The 15,967-nt window shown below is 37.0% G+C and carries 12 protein-coding genes; 10 read left to right on the top strand and 2 right to left on the bottom strand.

Translation table 11 applies throughout. The features are described from left to right. Positions 1-14: 14 nt before the first annotated feature. From AC1RRQ_RS08295 to AC1RRQ_RS08305, 3 genes are all read left to right on the top strand, one after another. Entirely contained in the window at positions 15-6,446 is a 6,432-nt protein-coding gene (locus AC1RRQ_RS08295; RefSeq protein ID WP_493022547.1) for a beta strand repeat-containing protein, read from the top strand. A gap of 52 nt (positions 6,447-6,498) precedes the next feature. Further along, the gene (locus AC1RRQ_RS08300; protein WP_493022548.1) at positions 6,499-7,332 is read left to right on the top strand and encodes a porin family protein; all 834 of its coding nucleotides are present in this window, start codon (positions 6,499-6,501) and stop codon (positions 7,330-7,332) included. 209 nt (positions 7,333-7,541) lie between these two features. Continuing rightward, complete coding sequence (locus AC1RRQ_RS08305; RefSeq protein ID WP_493022549.1) at positions 7,542-8,138, top strand: Crp/Fnr family transcriptional regulator; 597 nt, start codon at positions 7,542-7,544, stop codon at positions 8,136-8,138. A gap of 141 nt (positions 8,139-8,279) precedes the next feature. Here the strand turns inward: AC1RRQ_RS08305 and AC1RRQ_RS08310 are convergent, their stop codons facing one another. After that, on the bottom strand, positions 8,280-8,651 hold the full coding sequence (locus AC1RRQ_RS08310; RefSeq protein WP_493022550.1) for a group III truncated hemoglobin: 372 nt from the start codon (positions 8,649-8,651) through the stop codon (positions 8,280-8,282). A gap of 391 nt (positions 8,652-9,042) precedes the next feature. Here AC1RRQ_RS08310 and nadA point away from each other — a divergent pair, with 391 nt between their 5' ends. The 7 genes from nadA to AC1RRQ_RS08345 are packed head-to-tail and all read left to right on the top strand — an operon-like array spanning position 9,043 to position 15,733. Further along, positions 9,043-9,975, top strand: coding sequence for a quinolinate synthase NadA (nadA, locus tag AC1RRQ_RS08315; protein ID WP_493022551.1), 933 nt, complete (start codon positions 9,043-9,045; stop codon positions 9,973-9,975). A gap of 25 nt (positions 9,976-10,000) precedes the next feature. Further along, positions 10,001-11,524, top strand: coding sequence for an L-aspartate oxidase (gene nadB, locus AC1RRQ_RS08320; protein WP_493022552.1), 1,524 nt, complete (start codon positions 10,001-10,003; stop codon positions 11,522-11,524). A gap of 26 nt (positions 11,525-11,550) precedes the next feature. Beyond that, positions 11,551-12,282, top strand: a complete 732-nt coding sequence (gene ric, locus AC1RRQ_RS08325; protein WP_493022553.1) for an iron-sulfur cluster repair di-iron protein — start codon at positions 11,551-11,553, stop codon at positions 12,280-12,282. Between the two features lie 12 nt (positions 12,283-12,294). Next, positions 12,295-14,418 carry a ribonucleoside triphosphate reductase gene (locus AC1RRQ_RS08330; RefSeq protein ID WP_493022554.1) on the top strand — a complete coding sequence of 708 codons (2,124 nt, stop codon included), beginning with the start codon at positions 12,295-12,297 and terminating at the stop codon, positions 14,416-14,418. Further along, positions 14,399-14,566: an anaerobic ribonucleoside-triphosphate reductase gene (gene nrdD / locus AC1RRQ_RS08335; RefSeq protein WP_493022555.1), complete on the top strand. Its 168-nt coding sequence runs from the start codon at positions 14,399-14,401 to the stop codon at positions 14,564-14,566. Before AC1RRQ_RS08330 ends, nrdD begins: the two co-directional genes overlap by 20 nt. Next, positions 14,508-15,239, top strand: coding sequence for an anaerobic ribonucleoside-triphosphate reductase activating protein (locus tag AC1RRQ_RS08340; RefSeq protein ID WP_493022556.1), 732 nt, complete (start codon positions 14,508-14,510; stop codon positions 15,237-15,239). Before nrdD ends, AC1RRQ_RS08340 begins: the two co-directional genes overlap by 59 nt. A gap of 47 nt (positions 15,240-15,286) precedes the next feature. Next, a complete protein-coding gene (locus tag AC1RRQ_RS08345) occupies positions 15,287-15,733 on the top strand; it encodes a copper resistance protein CopD (RefSeq protein WP_493022557.1) in 447 nt (148 codons plus the stop codon). A gap of 41 nt (positions 15,734-15,774) precedes the next feature. On the opposite strand, the gene AC1RRQ_RS08350 is transcribed toward AC1RRQ_RS08345, so the two are convergent. Continuing rightward, entirely contained in the window at positions 15,775-15,963 is a 189-nt protein-coding gene (locus tag AC1RRQ_RS08350; protein ID WP_493022558.1) for a hypothetical protein, read from the bottom strand. Positions 15,964-15,967: the final 4 nt, after the last annotated feature.

Here is a 15,967-nt window from a genome sequence, read left to right on the forward strand (position 1 = left end):
CTAAATCTCGTATTATGAAAAAAAAACTACTCTTATTTATTATGCTCTTGTGTACATTCTTTGTACATCAAAATGCAAAAGCTCAGACTTTAGCGCCCGGTGATATCGCCTTTGTGGGATATCAAACGGGATCTCCAACCGGAGATGGTTTCTCCTTTATTACTTTAAAAGCAATACCGGCAGGAACTGCTATCTATTTTACTGAAAAAGGATGGGGCAACGGAGTTTGGGCCAGCAGTACAGAAACACATTTATTGTGGAATGTACCGGCACTTACACCTGTAGGAACTATTATATCAATAGTTGAAACAGCTGCAGATACTTTTACAATAACAGGTACAACTCAGGCATCTGTAACAATTGCGCAGGGTACAAACTTCAATCTTTTTGCTGGAGACCAAATACTTGCTTATCAATCTCCAACAGGTTTTCCTGAGCCGGCATCTCCAACATTTATTGCTGGTATACATGGCGATTATAATGCAACAAATTATGATCCGGTAACCACTTGGAATTTAGCTTCTATACCAGCATTAGGAGCCGAAAGCAGTTTACCGCCAGGATTAACAAATGGTGTAAACTGTATTTCTTTATTTCCTGCACCAGGACCAGAAATTCCTAACAGTAAATATACTGGTCCTTTAACAGGTTCAAAAGCTGCAATATTAGCCAGCATAAATAATCCTGCAAACTGGGGGCATCATGCTACAAATGATTTAGGTATTACTCCTACAATCCCAACAAATTATCCTGCACCAAGTATTACACTTGCAGTTGCACCAACTGTAACATCTGCTGTGGCAGCAAGTATCAAATCTGTTTCTGCAACACTTGGTGGTGAGGTTACTGCTGATGGTGGTGATGCAACCATAGAAAGAGGAATTGTGTGGGCTACAACGGTAAACCCAACTATTGCAAATAATAAAGTTCAAATAGGGACCGGAACTGGGACATTTGGTAATGTTGTAACGGGACTTCCTGCTGCAACAACTATTTATTATAGAGCGTATGCTACCAACAGCGGTGGAACTAATTACGGAGCTGAATTTAATTTTACAACAGGAGCTGCATTAACCGCTCCGGCAACTATTGCTAAAACAAATGTCAGCTGTAACGGAGGAAACAATGGTACTGCTACAATTGTTGTAAGCGGAGGCACAACTCCTTATACTTATTCATGGTCGCCATCTGGAGGAACAAATGCAACAGCATCTATTCTTGGTGTTGGAGTTTATACTGTAACCGTTACTGATGGTGAAGGAACACAAATAACAAGATCTGCTACTATAACGCAGCCACCTGTATTAAATGCTATACCTGCTGCTACAAACGTAGCCTGTAATGGAGGTGCTAATGGTGTTGCTTCTGTAACTGCAACAGGAGGCGCCGGAAGTTATACTTATCTATGGAATACTGGTGCTACAACAGCTGCTATTACAGGTCTTATAGCCGGAACATATAGTGTAACGGTTACAGACGCAAATTCTTGTACCAAAACGGTAAATAATATTCAAGTAACACAACCATCTGCATTAAGTGCTTCATCTGCTGTTACAAACGTATCATGTAATGGAGGCAGTAATGGTGTCGCTTCTGTAACTGCAACAGGAGGAGCCGGAGGTTATACGTACTTATGGAATACAGGTGCTTCAACAGCTGCTATAACAGGTCGTCCAGCAGGTACTTACAGCGTGACGGTTACAGATGCAAATTCATGTACTATAACGCTAAATAATATTACAATAACGCAGCCGCCTGTTTTAGATGGAACAACTTCTACAACAGCAGCTTCATGTTTTGGAGGATCAAATGGTACTGCAACTGTAACTCCATCAGGAGGTACCGGAACGCATACTTATTTATGGAGTAACGGCGCTACAACAGCTACAATAACAGGACTTATCGCAGGAACATACAGTGTTACCATTACTGATGCTAACGCTTGTACTAAAACAATATCTGGTATTGTTGTTGGTCAGCCAGCAGCTGCGCTTAATGGTACAGCTTCTACAACAAACGTTTCATGCAACGGAGGATCAAATGGTACTGCTACTATAGCCCCAATAGGAGGAACCAGCCCTTATACCGTTTTATGGAGTAATGGAGCTACATCATTTACTGCAACAGGTCTTTTGGCAGGAGTCTACACCGTAACTATCACTGATGCAAATGCATGCAGCAGAACCATAAATAATATTATGGTATCACAGCCATCTGTATTAAATGCAATACCGTCTGTAACAAATGTGGCATGTAATGGAGGAGCTAATGGTAGTGCTACTGTAACTCCTTCAGGAGGAGTTGTAGGTTATAGCTACTTATGGAATACAGGAGCTACAACACAAACAATAACAGGTCTTACGGCTGGTACTTACAGTGTAACTGTTACGGATGCTAATGCTTGTACCAAAGTTGTAAATATCAATGTAACACAGCCGCCAGTTTTAGATGGAACAACATCTACAACATCGGTTTCTTGTTTTGGAGGATCTAATGGTAGTGCAACTGTTGTTGCAAGCGGCGGAACTCCGAGTTATACTTATTCTTGGGCACCATCTGGCGGGACTGCGGCTACAGCTAGCGGTCTTACTGCAGGAACTTACAGTGTTACCATTACTGATGCTAACGCTTGTGTCAAAACTATAACGGGTATTGTTGTTGGCGGCCCTGCCAGCGCTTTAACAGCCACACCAGCTGCACAAACTAATATTTTATGTAATGGATCTGCAACTGGATCTGCAACTGTTGCAGTAACAGGCGGAACCGGAACTTATACTTATCAATGGTCTCCTTCTGGAGGAACTGCTGCTACGGCAACAGGATTAACCGCAGGTACTTATACAGTAACTGTAAAAGATGCTAACTTATGCCAGACTACACAAAGTTTTACTATCACGCAGCCATCAGCTTTAATTGCTAGCGCATCTGCTCAAACTAATGTTGCATGTAATGGTGGTACAACTGGATCTGCAACTGTATCAGCTACAGGAGGAACTGGAGCTTATACCTATTCATGGTCTCCTTCTGGAGGAACTGCTGCTACAGCATCTGGATTAGCTGCCGGGACTTATACCGTAACAGTTACAGACGCTAATTTATGTTCTGCTACTCAAAGTTTTACTATTATACAGCCAACAGTTTTATCAGCAACTACAGCTTCTACAAGTGTAAGTTGTTTTGGAGGAAGTAATGGTACTGCCAGCGTAACAGTATCAGGAGGTACACCCGGTTATACTTATGCATGGGCACCGCTTGGAGGTTCAACATCATCTATTAACGGAAGACCCGCAGGAAACTATACTTGTACAATTACAGATGCTAATGGTTGTACATTAGTTAAAAACATAACTATTTCATCACCTGCTGCATTATCTGGAACAATTTCAAAAACAGATGTTTCTTGTAATGGAGGCACTAATGGTACTGCAATTGTAATTCCAGCAGGTGGAGTTGGTGGATATACCTACTCTTGGTCACCAACTGGTGGAAATGCTGCAATAGCATCTGGATTACCTGCTGGAACATATACAGTTACAATTTCAGACGCTAATGCATGTTCTACTACTGCTAGTATAACAATAAACCAGCCAAGTCCTTTAGCTGCAACTGCATCACAAACTAATGTTCTTTGTAATGGAGGCGCAACGGGTACAGCAACAGTTGTTGCTTCCGGAGGAACATCAAACTATACGTACTTATGGTCTCCAACTGGAGGAACAGCAGCTACTGCAACTGGTCTTACTGTTGGAAATTACAGCTGTTTAATTACAGATAACAACGGATGTTTTATTTCAAAAAGTTTTACTATTACGCAGCCAGCAATATTATCAGCTACAACAAGCCAGATAAATGCAACTTGTTCAACAGGTGGTCAGGCGGCTGTAAATGTTAGTGGTGGTACTACTCCATATTCTTACTTATGGTCAAATGGCGCTGCAACACAAATTGTAACAGGGTTACTAGCTGGAAATTATAATGTCATAATTACAGATGCTAACGGATGTACGCTAACTAAAAACTTTACTATTACTACAACTAATACTTTAGTTGCCACAACATCTCAAACTAATGTTTTATGTAATGGATCTAATACAGGATCTGCAACTGTACTTCCTAGTGGTGCTCCGGGGCCATTTACTTATGTATGGGCTCCTTTTGGAGGAAATACCGATACAGCAGCTAATTTAACTGCAGGAAATTATGCCGTAACGATTACATCTGCTAACGGATGTTCTATTATAAAAAACTTTACCATTACAGAACCTGCTGCTATAAATATTACACCTTCGCAAACTAATCTATTATGCAATGGTGCCGTAACGGGATCTGCAAGTGTTGTCGTAACAGGAGGAACTGGAGGCTATACTTACTCTTGGTCACCTTCTGGTGGAACTGCAGCAACTGCAACAGGTTTAGCTGCAGGAACATATACTGTAACAGTTACAGATTCTAACTTATGTACTAAAACGCAAAGTTTTACAATTACACAGCCAGCAGCAATTGCAGCAACCACATCTCAAACAAATGTTTCTTGTAATGGAGGCTCAAACGGATCTGCAACAGTAAATGTAACCGGCGGAACAGGAGCTTACACGTATTCTTGGTCTCCTTCTGGCGGAACTGCTGCAACAGCAACAGGATTAGCTGCCGGAGCATATACTGTAACAATTACAGATGCAAACTTATGTACCACTACTGCAGGTGTAACTATTACACAACCAGCTGCTCTTACAGCAACAACAGTTAAAACTGATGTTTCTTGTAACGGTGCAAATGACGGAACAGCAACAGTAACTACAACTGGAGGAACTGGAAGCTATACTTATTCTTGGTCACCTTCTGGAGGAACTGCTGCAACAGCAACAGGATTAAGTCCAAATACGTATACTGTTACCATTACAGATGCAAATGCATGTACTTTGACAAAAACAGTAACTATAGGAATAACTCCAGATGTAACGGCACCAGTACCAACTATCGCTGTTCTTCCTGAAATTTCAAACTATTGTGCTGTTTTAGCATCTCAAATTACGATTCCAACTGCAATAGATAATTGTGTAGGAACTTTAAATGCTACAACAACAGATCCTTTAACTTATAACACTGTAGGTACTTATACTATTACATGGAAGTATGATGACGGAAACGGAAATACAACTACGCAATTACAAACAGTAAAAGTACTTGCATCTCCTCTTAACGTAGTAACTTTTGCAAATGCTCAGGTTACTTACGATGGAAACGCACATCCTTTACAGGTAGCAAACCTTCCAGCCGGAGCAAGTGTAACGTATTCTGCAAATAACACATCTGTAAATGCCGGAACTTATGCGGTAACTGCTACAATAACACCAGCAGCTATTTCGCCTAACTGTTCTCCAATAACACTTACAGCTAATTTGGTAATTAACAAAGCACCACAACAAATTACATTTAATGCGCTTCCGGTTAAAACATTAGGAGCTAACAATACCTTTAATTTAACAGCAACAGCAAGTTCTGGTCTGCCTGTAGATTATATCTTTACTTATGTTTCAACTTTAGCTCCTGCAAATGTTTCTGCAACTGGTGTTGTAAATATGCTAAGATCTGGTGAAGTTAACATTACGGCTCGTCAAGCTGGAAATGCAAATTATCTTCCTGCTGCAAATGTTTCACAATTGTTACTAATCCTTAACAACAATATCGATGTTAAGCGAATTACTTTAGGAACAAAAGTATTCGAAAACCCAGGAAAAATGATCAACTATGTAATGTCATGTTCTGAGAATAACCCAACGGTTTCTTTTGTAAATGAATCAAATGCCGTTATTACTCCATCTGCTAACTTTACAATTCCAACTCCTAAACCAGGTATTTACAGCAAAGATGTAACGATTACATCTGAAGACGGAAGCTTATCAGCAGTTTACTCTATCACGGTTGAAAAACCATTTGGATTCTTTGATATAGTGCGTCAAAAATTCAACAACGTACTTATTGTAAACAACAACCCGTTGACAAATGGCGGTTATGAATTTACTGCATACCAATGGTTTAAAAACGGACAATTAATAGGAACTGGTCAATACTATTCTGCCAGCGAAAGTTTAAATTCACCTTTAGACCCTACAGCCGATTATAGTGTAAAAATGACTACAAAAGATGGTAAAATATTACAAACTTGTACAAGTAAAATCACGCTTACTAACTCATTCCAGGCTAAACTTTATCCTAACCCAATCCAAACAGGAAAAACAATCACTGTAGAAGCTGATTATCCTCAGGAAGAGCTAGATCAAATGCAAATCAGTCTTTACTCTGTTACAGGTCAATTGATTAAAACCGTTCAATCTTCTTCAGTATTAACTGAGATACAATTACCACAAACAACTGAAAGCAATATTATAATGGTAGTTCTTGAAGCTCCAAACGTTAAAAAATCTTTCAAAGTAATTGTAAAATAGATAAACCTGCCGGCACTGTCTAATAAACAGCGCCGGCATAATAAAATTTAAGATGAAAAAATATATAACATCACTCGCTGTCGTTACAGCTTTATTAGCTGCTTTTAATAGTTATGGTCAGGATAAAAAACACGAATTTTCTATTTCACTGGGCGGTCCGTTTTCATTTATAAAATCAACTGGAGGCGAATATGTTCCCGGAAATGGTGTTAATGCAGGACTTCGCTATTCTTACTTTTTAAACGAAGGCTTAAGTTTAGGAATTGGAGTTGAGTATCAAACCTACAAATCCGATTCAAAATTTGGCTATATCGCAGGACAATACAATACTGTTGATGCAGAAAATGAAGCTTTTCAGTTTCGATACAAAGTCACTAATTTAAGAGAAGAACAAAATCTGGGGTATATTAATGTTCCTATTAACATTCAATTTGAAACTCCGGGTACCACAAAACTTTACGTTTCTGCCGGTGCCAAAGTTGGTTTTGCATCAAGCGGTACCTACGAGTCAAAAATGTCAAACAGTACTACAAGCGGTTATTATCCGCAGTACAATGTAGAACTGTTCAGCCCTGCATTTGCTGGTTTTGCAAACGTTGATAATTTAAAAGCCCCAGAACGCGATTTAGATACAAAAGTATCGTATTCTGCAACTTTTGAAACGGGCGTAAAACAACTTATCGGAAATAGAAATTCCATTTATATTGGAGCTTATTTGGATTACGGTTTAAACAACATTCAAAAGAAAAATGAAAACAGCAGCCTGGTTCAATACAATCCTGAATTACCTGTTCAGTTAAAATACAACAGTGTATTCGATACCGGAATTGCATCGAACATGAGACTGGTTTCTTATGGTTTAAAATTAAGATTCGCGATTCGCTGATTTTATAAAAATTCTTGCCCAGGAAAAGCTATTCAAAAATTGAATAGCTTTTTTTACTTATATAAAGTTCTCAAAACATAACATTTATCATATTTTTACTTTACGTCATTTGCTTTCTTTGTTATTACACTAAAGAAATAGGATTACTAGTATTGGGCTCTTAAACTAAGTAATCCTAAGTCATTTTTATCGTAATAACGGCTGGCAAAATGCATATTGATACTGATTTACTTTACACCTGGGGTGCTGTTGCAAAAAAGGTTCCCAAACATGCTGTCATCTTTTACGAAAATGACCCGCCTCTTTCCTTTTATCAAATTCTTGAAGGAACCGTAAAAATGAGTTATACTAATGAAGATGGTAAAGATCTTACTATTGGCGTTTTTAAAGAAGGAGATAGTTTTGGAGAACCGCCTTTATTTATAGAACAGCCCTACCCTGCCTCGGCAATTGCACAGACAGATTGTATATTATTAAAACTATCCAAAACTAATTTCTTTTCTTTTATCGAGGAAAATCCCGAAATACAAACGAAACTATTAAAATTGTTTGCCAAGAAAATTTACAATAAAACCGTATTCTCTAAAAACATAATTAACCACAAACCCGAATATCGGATTCAATATTTTTTAGATAATTTAAAAAGACAGCATAACTGCAAACCTTCTCAAAAAATGAAAATACCCTATACAAGGCAGGAAATTGCAGATTTTACAGGATTACGTGTCGAGACCGTTATTAGAACAATTTCGGCCATGAGTAAAAATAATAAAGTCGAAATTATCGATCATAAATTATTCTACTAGAAAGCTGCAAGATATTTTGGTATGATTCAAATCATACTTTTTTACAAAAGGCTTTTCTTTCTTTGTAAAGGTTAAAGAAATTATTAATTCGACTTAATAGCATTCAAATTAAAACGGGAACTCTAAGAGCTCCCGTTTTGTTTAAGCAATAACCTTACTTATCATTGCTTTTGAAATATTCTTTGCCCTGACTTTTACTTCATTTGCTTTTTCGCCTTCAAATAAACTATCAACCGTTTTTTTCCAAAGCTTGGTCCAATGCAAAAAATGGGCTTCGGTTAACGTGCTTTTTTCATTAAGTAATCGGTGTTTCATCATGGGATTTCCATCAAAATTTCCGGTATGAAATAGAATGTTATCCCAAAAATCGTACATAATAGGAAGATGTTTTTCCCAATTAACTATCGCTACTTCTGTAAACAAATAACCAATAGCCGCATCACTTTTAACCTTTTGATAAAAAGCATCAACCAGTATTTTAATGTCTTCCTTATTTCTAATGTCTGTTTTCATATACCTGTTTTAATTTCTCTCTATCTCAAATAATAGAAAACTTTAGATCAAAATTCTAAAACTTGCAGCTCATAAAGTATGATTCCAATCATACCTCATCAAAAAGATTTCTGATACCTTTCTTTCAAATAGACATGATTTTACTTCTATTTTCACTAAAACCAAATCGTAACTATAAGGTTATCTGCATACCACCGAAACCTAAAAAAATAAATATAAAACAGTATGACTGGAATCATAATTTGAGAAAATTGATGATGATATATTTACCGTATCAAATTTATGCTTAACCGTATTAGAAACTTGTTTCTAATACAAAACCATTAAACTTCCTCTGTAGTTAAATATGCTGGAAACAGCATATTTTTCTGCAGAAAAAACGAACTCAAAAATGAACAAAGATTTTTTGGCACAGGAAATAACCCGATTAAAACAAGAAAAAAATGCTGTTATTCTGGCTCATTATTATCAAGATGAGGAAATTCAGGATATCGCAGATTTTATTGGTGATAGTCTTGAATTATCCAAAAAAGCACAAAATACAAATGCCGATATTATTTTGTTTGCCGGTGTTCATTTCATGGCAGAAACAGCTAAAATACTCAACCCGGATAAAAAGGTCATAATTCCGGATTTTAATGCCGGATGTTCTCTTGCAGACGGCTGCAATCCTGCCGATTTTAAAACTTTTAAAGCAAAACATCCAGATCACATTGTGGTGACATACATTAACTGCTCTGCCGAAATAAAAGCAATGAGCGATTTGGTTTGTACATCATCAAATGCAAAAAAAATAATTGCCTCAATCCCTGCTGATAAGGAAATAATATTTGCCCCGGATAAAAATTTAGGAAGTTACCTTCAAAAAGAAACACAACGAAAACTGGTTCTTTGGGATGGATCCTGTGTGGTTCACGAAGCTTTTTCGCTGGAAAAACTAATTGAAGTCTATACTAAAAACCCGACTGCTAAAATAGCGGCGCATCCGGAATCTGAAAGTCCTATTTTAAAAATTGCGCATTACATTGGCTCAACTTCCGGAATTATCAACTTTATTAAAACGGATCCTGCTGCCGTTTTCATTGTGGCTACAGAAGCCGGTATCCTGCACGAGCTCTCAAAAGCCGTACCTGACAAAACGCTGATTCCGGCTCCTTCCACAGAAGACAATACTTGTGCCTGCAGTGAATGTGCTTTTATGAAAGTCAATACACTCGAAAAATTGTATTGGTGCCTAAAACAAGAAAGTCCCGAAATTATAATAAATGAACCTCTTAGAATTGAAGCGCTTAAGCCAATTAAAAAAATGCTTGAACTCTCTTAAATAGAACCTCAAAACCCCTGCTAAAATGCTCAAAACTGATATACTAATAATAGGTTCCGGTATCTCGGGATTATTTTTTGCAATGAAAACGGCAAAAAAACGGCCTGATTTATCTATTGTCATAATGACTAAAAAAACGGCTAAAAACACTAATACGCAACTGGCACAAGGTGGTATTGCGGTTGTTACAAATCATTTAAAAGACAGTTTTGACCAGCATATAAAAGATACCTTAAAATCAGGCGGCGGACATTGCGACGAAGAAATCGTAAAAATGGTGATTCAGCAGGCTCCGGAAAGACTCCAGGAACTTCTTGAAATAGGAACTTCATTTGATAAAGACTCACAAGGGCAATGGGATCTGGGTCTTGAAGGCGGACATTCGCAGCATCGCATTCTGCATCATAAAGACAGTTCCGGTCTTGAAATAGAAAAAAAACTTTTAAAAATAATCGAAAAATTACCCAATATTAAGTTGTTCGAAAACTATCAGGTTATAGATCTTAATACCGAAGCAAATCAAGGGAAAACAAACTGTACGGGAGCCTTTTTTTACGACATAGACAGCAATTTAATAAAATACATAAGAGCACGCACCACAGTGCTGAGTACAGGCGGATGCGGTCAGCTTTTTCAAAATACAACCAATCCGGAAATTGCAACCGGAGACGGCATTGCAATGGCCGCACGCGCAGGAGTCGAAATCGAAGACATGCAATACATTCAGTTTCATCCTACTGCTTTATACAGAGGTGAAGAAAATCCATTGTTCCTAATTTCAGAAGCAGTACGCGGATTTGGAGCTCATATTATCAATGAAGAAGGAAAAAGATTTTTGTTTAAGTACGATTCAAGAGGTGAACTCGCAACCCGAGATATTGTATCGAATGCTATTTATCGTGAAATGCATCTAAATGGAAAGAAACATATGTATTTAGACTGCAGACATTTAGATGTTTACGCTTTTTATCAAAAGTTTCCCTCTATTGCCAAACATTGCAACGAAATAGGTTTGTATCCTGAAACCGATTTGATTCCGATAGTTCCTGCGGCTCATTATCAATGTGGCGGCATTAAAGTCGATAGAAACGGATGCACTACTATTAAAAACTTATACGCTATTGGCGAATGTGCGAGAACCGGACTGCATGGAAAAAATAGGCTGGCGTCTAACTCTTTACTCGAAGCTTTGGTATTTGCGCATCAGGCTTCGGAAAACATTGGCAAGACAATCGATCTATTTGAGTTTTCATCCAAAATACTGATTCCAAAATATCCTAATACAGAGAACAAAAAAGACCAGATAACCTTTTTGATTTTAAAGAAAGAGATACAGGCATTATTAACCAGCTTTTATTCCAGCGAAGAACGCGATACTGATTTTGCTATTCAAAAAATAAAATTGATAAAAGATACAGCCGAAACGCTTGTGGTAAATCAGCAGATTACAATTCCATTTATAGAATTCTCTAATATGCTTACGGTTGCCTTAATAATTATTAAACACTGCAAAAAAAGAAAAAGCCCCTTTATAATGTCTTTAAATTAAAACATGATAATCAAAGCTAATTAATTATGGAAATAACAAATAAGTCTACCATTGGCGAAATCGTCGCAGATGATTTTAGAGCAGCAGCTATTTTTTCGAAATACAATATAGATTTTTGCTGTAAAGGGCATCGCACAATCGCGGAAGTTTGTAAAAAAAGAGACGTTACAGAAAGTTTTCTGATAGAAGAACTTCAAGACGCTAAAAACAGTCCGGCAAACCAGTCTTTTGATTATAAATCTTGGTCTGTTGATTTGTTGACAGATTATATAGAAAAAACGCATCACAGGTATGTAGAAGAAAAGACACCGGTTATACTTCAGTTTTTAGAAAAAGTATGCCGTGTTCACGGAGAAATTCATCCTGAACTTCATGAAATAAACAAAATTTTTAATGCATCGGCAGTAGATCTGGCTGCGCACATGAAGAAGGAAGAAACAGAGCTTTTTCCTTTTATAAGACAAGTAAAAAAGGCAAAAGACAAAGGACTGCCATTTGAAACACCCGTTTTTGGAAGCATTGAAAATCAGGTTGTTTTAATGAAAGAAGACCATCTTTCAGAAGGACAGCGTTTTAAAAAAATTGCCAATTTAACCACTGATTATACTCCTCCGGCAGGAGCCTGCAATACATACAAAGTTACTTTTTCAATGCTGGAAGAATTTGAAAGCAACCTGTATAAACACATTCACATGGAAAACAATATTTTGTTTCCAAAAGCAATTAAACTAGAAAAAAACTTCAAGAAAGCTTTTTAAATACAATAAAACATGGAAAAATATGTAATCAAAAGAAACGGAGATTACAGACCTTTTGAGGCTTTCAAAATTCAGGATGCCATTCAAAAAGCCTTTCAAAGCGTAAATCAGCCCATCGACAAAAGAATTTTTAAATTGGTCAGCACTGCATTAGAGGCAAAATACTCCTGGGCAGTAGAAGAAATACAAGATATAATTGAAAGAGTTCTTTTTGAGAATGGCTATTTCTTAACGATGCGTTCGTTTATTATTTACCGCCATACCCGTAAACTGCAAAGAGAACACATAAATGGCCTTAATGATGATACAACGTATGTAAACAGTACGCAGACCATAGAAGAATACATCAACCAGTCGGACTGGCGAATTAATGCCAATGCAAATACTTCGTACTCCAATGCCGGATTGGTGAACAATACCGCAGGAAAAATAATTGCCAATTACTGGCTTGATAAAATTTATACCCGAGAAGAAGGTTTCGCTCATAGAAACGGAGACATTCATATTCACGATCTCGACTGCTTAACCGGATATTGCGCCGGATGGAGCCTGCGTGTATTATTAAACGAAGGCTTTAATGGTGTTCGGGGACGTGTAGAAAGCAGACCGCCGTCTCATTTTAAAGAAGCCCTGGGGCAAATGGCAAATTTCCTTGGGATTCTTCAAAGCGAATGGGCCGGTGCTCAGGCCTTCAGTTCTTTTGATACCTATCTGGCTCCTTATGTTTTTAAGGATCAGCTTTCTTTCGATCAAATTTTAAAAGCCATTAGAAGTTTTGTCTATAATTTGAATGTTCCGGCACGCTGGGGACAATCGCCTTTTACCAATATCACACTGGATTGGATCGTTCCGGATGATCTTAAAGACCAGATTCCGACGAAAAATAATGATCATTTGTTTCTTAATGTAGAAAATCAGGAATTAGTTGAAAAAGCAAAAGAACGCGGTGTTGAAAAATTAACGAATCTAAAATATGCCGATTTCCAAAAGGAAATGAATCTTATTAATAAGGCTTATTATACCGTAATGACCGAAGGAGATGCAAACGGTCAGCCCTTCACCTTCCCTATTCCAACGGTAAACATCACAGAGGATTTTGACTGGGAAGGAGAAAATGTCGATTTGCTGTTTGAAAATACAGCTAAAATAGGTTCTTCTTATTTTCAAAATTTCATTGGAAGTCAATATCTGCTTGATGAAAACGGAAATAAAATTGAAAATCCCGATGCCTATAAACCAAATGCCGTTAGAAGTATGTGCTGCAGATTACAGCTTGACCTGCGTGAATTATTAAAACGAGGAAATGGTCTTTTTGGAAGTGCAGAAATGACAGGAAGCATTGGCGTTGTAACCATTAACATGGCTCGATTAGGATATTTGTACAAAGGAAATATTATAGACTTGTTTAAACATCTGGATGAACTTCTTTTAATTGCGAAATCAACATTAGAGAAAAAAAGAGTTTTTATACAGGAAATGTACGACCGCGGACTTTATCCTTACACCAAACGTTATCTGGATCATTTTAGAAACCACTTTTCGACCATTGGCGTAAACGGAATGAATGAAATGGTAGTTAATTTTACCGAAGGAAAACAGGATATTACAGCCAATTCAGGAATTCATTTTGCAACAGAAATTCTTGATCATATTCGATTGCGAATGAAAGAGTTTCAGGAAGAAACCGGGAATTTATACAATCTGGAAGCCACTCCGGCAGAAGGAACAACGTATCGTTTTGCAAAAGAAGACAAAAAGCGTTTCCCTGAGATTTATCAGGCTGGATGCGACGAGAATATTTATTATACCAACAGCTCACAAATTCCGGTTGACCATACCGAAGATCCATTTGAAGCTTTATTACTTCAGGACGAATTGCAATGTAAATATACGGGCGGTACTGTACTGCATCTTTATATGCGGGAAAAAATAAGCAGTCCCAAAGCCTGTAAAAACTTTGTAAAGAAAGTATTGACCAATTTCAAACTGCCTTATATTACGATAACTCCTATTTTTAGTATCTGCCCTGTTCATGGCTACTTAAATGGAGAACACGAATATTGTCCTAAATGCGACGAAATTTTATTAAATGAAAACAATCAAAAAACGATAATATATGAAAACGCAGACAGATGAGATTCTAAAAAAACAAGAATCAAGAAGAAGTAAATGCTTAGTGTATACAAGAGTAATGGGTTATCACAGACCTGTAGAAAGTTTTAATATTGGAAAAAAAGGAGAACATCAGCAGCGAACTCATTTTAAAGAAATCAGGATCGAATAAAGCTGTTTACAGCATTACCCCTTTTACTTTACTAGACTATCCGGATAAAACAGCCTGCATCATTTGGTTTGCGGGCTGTAATATGCGGTGTTCATATTGCTATAATCCGGACATTGTTTTAGGAAAAGGAAAAATTGATTTTGAAACCGTTTTTACTTTTCTAAAATCCAGAAAAGGATTATTAGACGGCGTAGTTTTAAGCGGGGGCGAATGTACTATTCATAAAAAAATCCTTGGCTTTATTAAAAAAATAAAACAATTGGGATTTACTGTAAAAATAGACACAAATGGTTCCAGACCCGATGTTCTGAAAAAAATGATTGATGAAGAGTTGATTGATTATGTCGCGTTAGATTTTAAAAGCCTGTCGTCGAACTTTAAAACTATTACTCAATCTAACTTATTTGCTGAATTTGAAGAAAGTTTAATTCTTTTAATGAATTCCTCCATTCCTTTTGAAGTTCGAACTACGCTTCATTCAGCACTTATAAGCAAATCAGCATTTATAGAAATGAGAGATTATCTAAAAAGCAAAAACTATAAAGGAAATTATTATGTACAGCATTTTGTAAACAATGTTCCAACAATTGGTGAATTAGAATATTCTGAAAAAGCGTTGAAATTTGAGAATTATTCCACCTCAGAAATAACTATTATTTGCAGGGAACAGTAATACATAAGAAGCTTTATTTCTAAGCATTATTAATTTAAAAGTTTATTATGACACTTCATCACATCATTTTGATACTTCATTTAATCGCAGCAACAATTTGGGTGGGCGGTCATTTAACACTTTGCACTGTTTTTCTTCCTGAAGCTTTACGAAAAAAAGACCCGTCGATTATTTTAAAGTTCGAACGAAAATTTGAACCATTGGGCATGCTGGCCTTGCCAACGCTTATTGCAACAGGATTTGGAATGGCCTATGATTTTGGTGTTACACTTGATACCTGGTTTAGCTTTTCGGGTGGTTTTGAAAAAGTAGTTTCTATAAAATTACTGTTACTGTTTTTAACCATTATTTGTGCCTTGATTGCACAATTTATAGTGATTCCCAACCTTAATCAATACAACCTGAAAACAATGGCTGTACTCATTATTACGGTTACTTTAACGGGTGTTATCATGCTGATATTAGGCTCAACATTAAGATACGGAGGAATATGAGCTAAAAAAACCGTAAAAGATTTTACGGTTTATAAATAATATTATCTCTTTTTTTGCTGTCCGGGAGCGTAAGCTTTTGCGCTTTTACTGCCTGACATTTTTTTTGCCTGCCCAGGAGGAACTTTTTCTGATCCTGAAGATGATGAAGAGGAACTGTGAACACTGCATCCTGCAATACTTAACGTAAGTAAAACACAGCTTAAAATTTTAATAAAGTTAGTCATTCTCATTTAT

This window comes from Flavobacterium sp. GW821-FHT12A05 (genome assembly GCF_058807735.1).

What these genes read in the sequence shown, in the direction of transcription:
- AC1RRQ_RS08310 (WP_493022550.1), bottom strand. Translation starts at nt 8,651, where the DNA reads ATGAAAACAGACATTAGAAATAAGGAAGACATTAAAATACTGGTTGAT.
- AC1RRQ_RS08295 (WP_493022547.1), top strand. Translation starts at nt 15, where the DNA reads ATGAAAAAAAAACTACTCTTATTTATTATGCTCTTGTGTACATTCTTT.
- ric (WP_493022553.1), top strand. Translation starts at nt 11,551, where the DNA reads ATGGAAATAACAAATAAGTCTACCATTGGCGAAATCGTCGCAGATGAT.
- nadA (WP_493022551.1), top strand. Translation starts at nt 9,043, where the DNA reads ATGAACAAAGATTTTTTGGCACAGGAAATAACCCGATTAAAACAAGAA.
- nadB (WP_493022552.1), top strand. Translation starts at nt 10,001, where the DNA reads ATGCTCAAAACTGATATACTAATAATAGGTTCCGGTATCTCGGGATTA.
- AC1RRQ_RS08330 (WP_493022554.1), top strand. Translation starts at nt 12,295, where the DNA reads ATGGAAAAATATGTAATCAAAAGAAACGGAGATTACAGACCTTTTGAG.
- nrdD (WP_493022555.1), top strand. Translation starts at nt 14,399, where the DNA reads ATGAAAACGCAGACAGATGAGATTCTAAAAAAACAAGAATCAAGAAGA.
- AC1RRQ_RS08305 (WP_493022549.1), top strand. Translation starts at nt 7,542, where the DNA reads ATGCATATTGATACTGATTTACTTTACACCTGGGGTGCTGTTGCAAAA.
- AC1RRQ_RS08350 (WP_493022558.1), bottom strand. Translation starts at nt 15,963, where the DNA reads ATGAGAATGACTAACTTTATTAAAATTTTAAGCTGTGTTTTACTTACG.
- AC1RRQ_RS08345 (WP_493022557.1), top strand. Translation starts at nt 15,287, where the DNA reads ATGACACTTCATCACATCATTTTGATACTTCATTTAATCGCAGCAACA.
- AC1RRQ_RS08300 (WP_493022548.1), top strand. Translation starts at nt 6,499, where the DNA reads ATGAAAAAATATATAACATCACTCGCTGTCGTTACAGCTTTATTAGCT.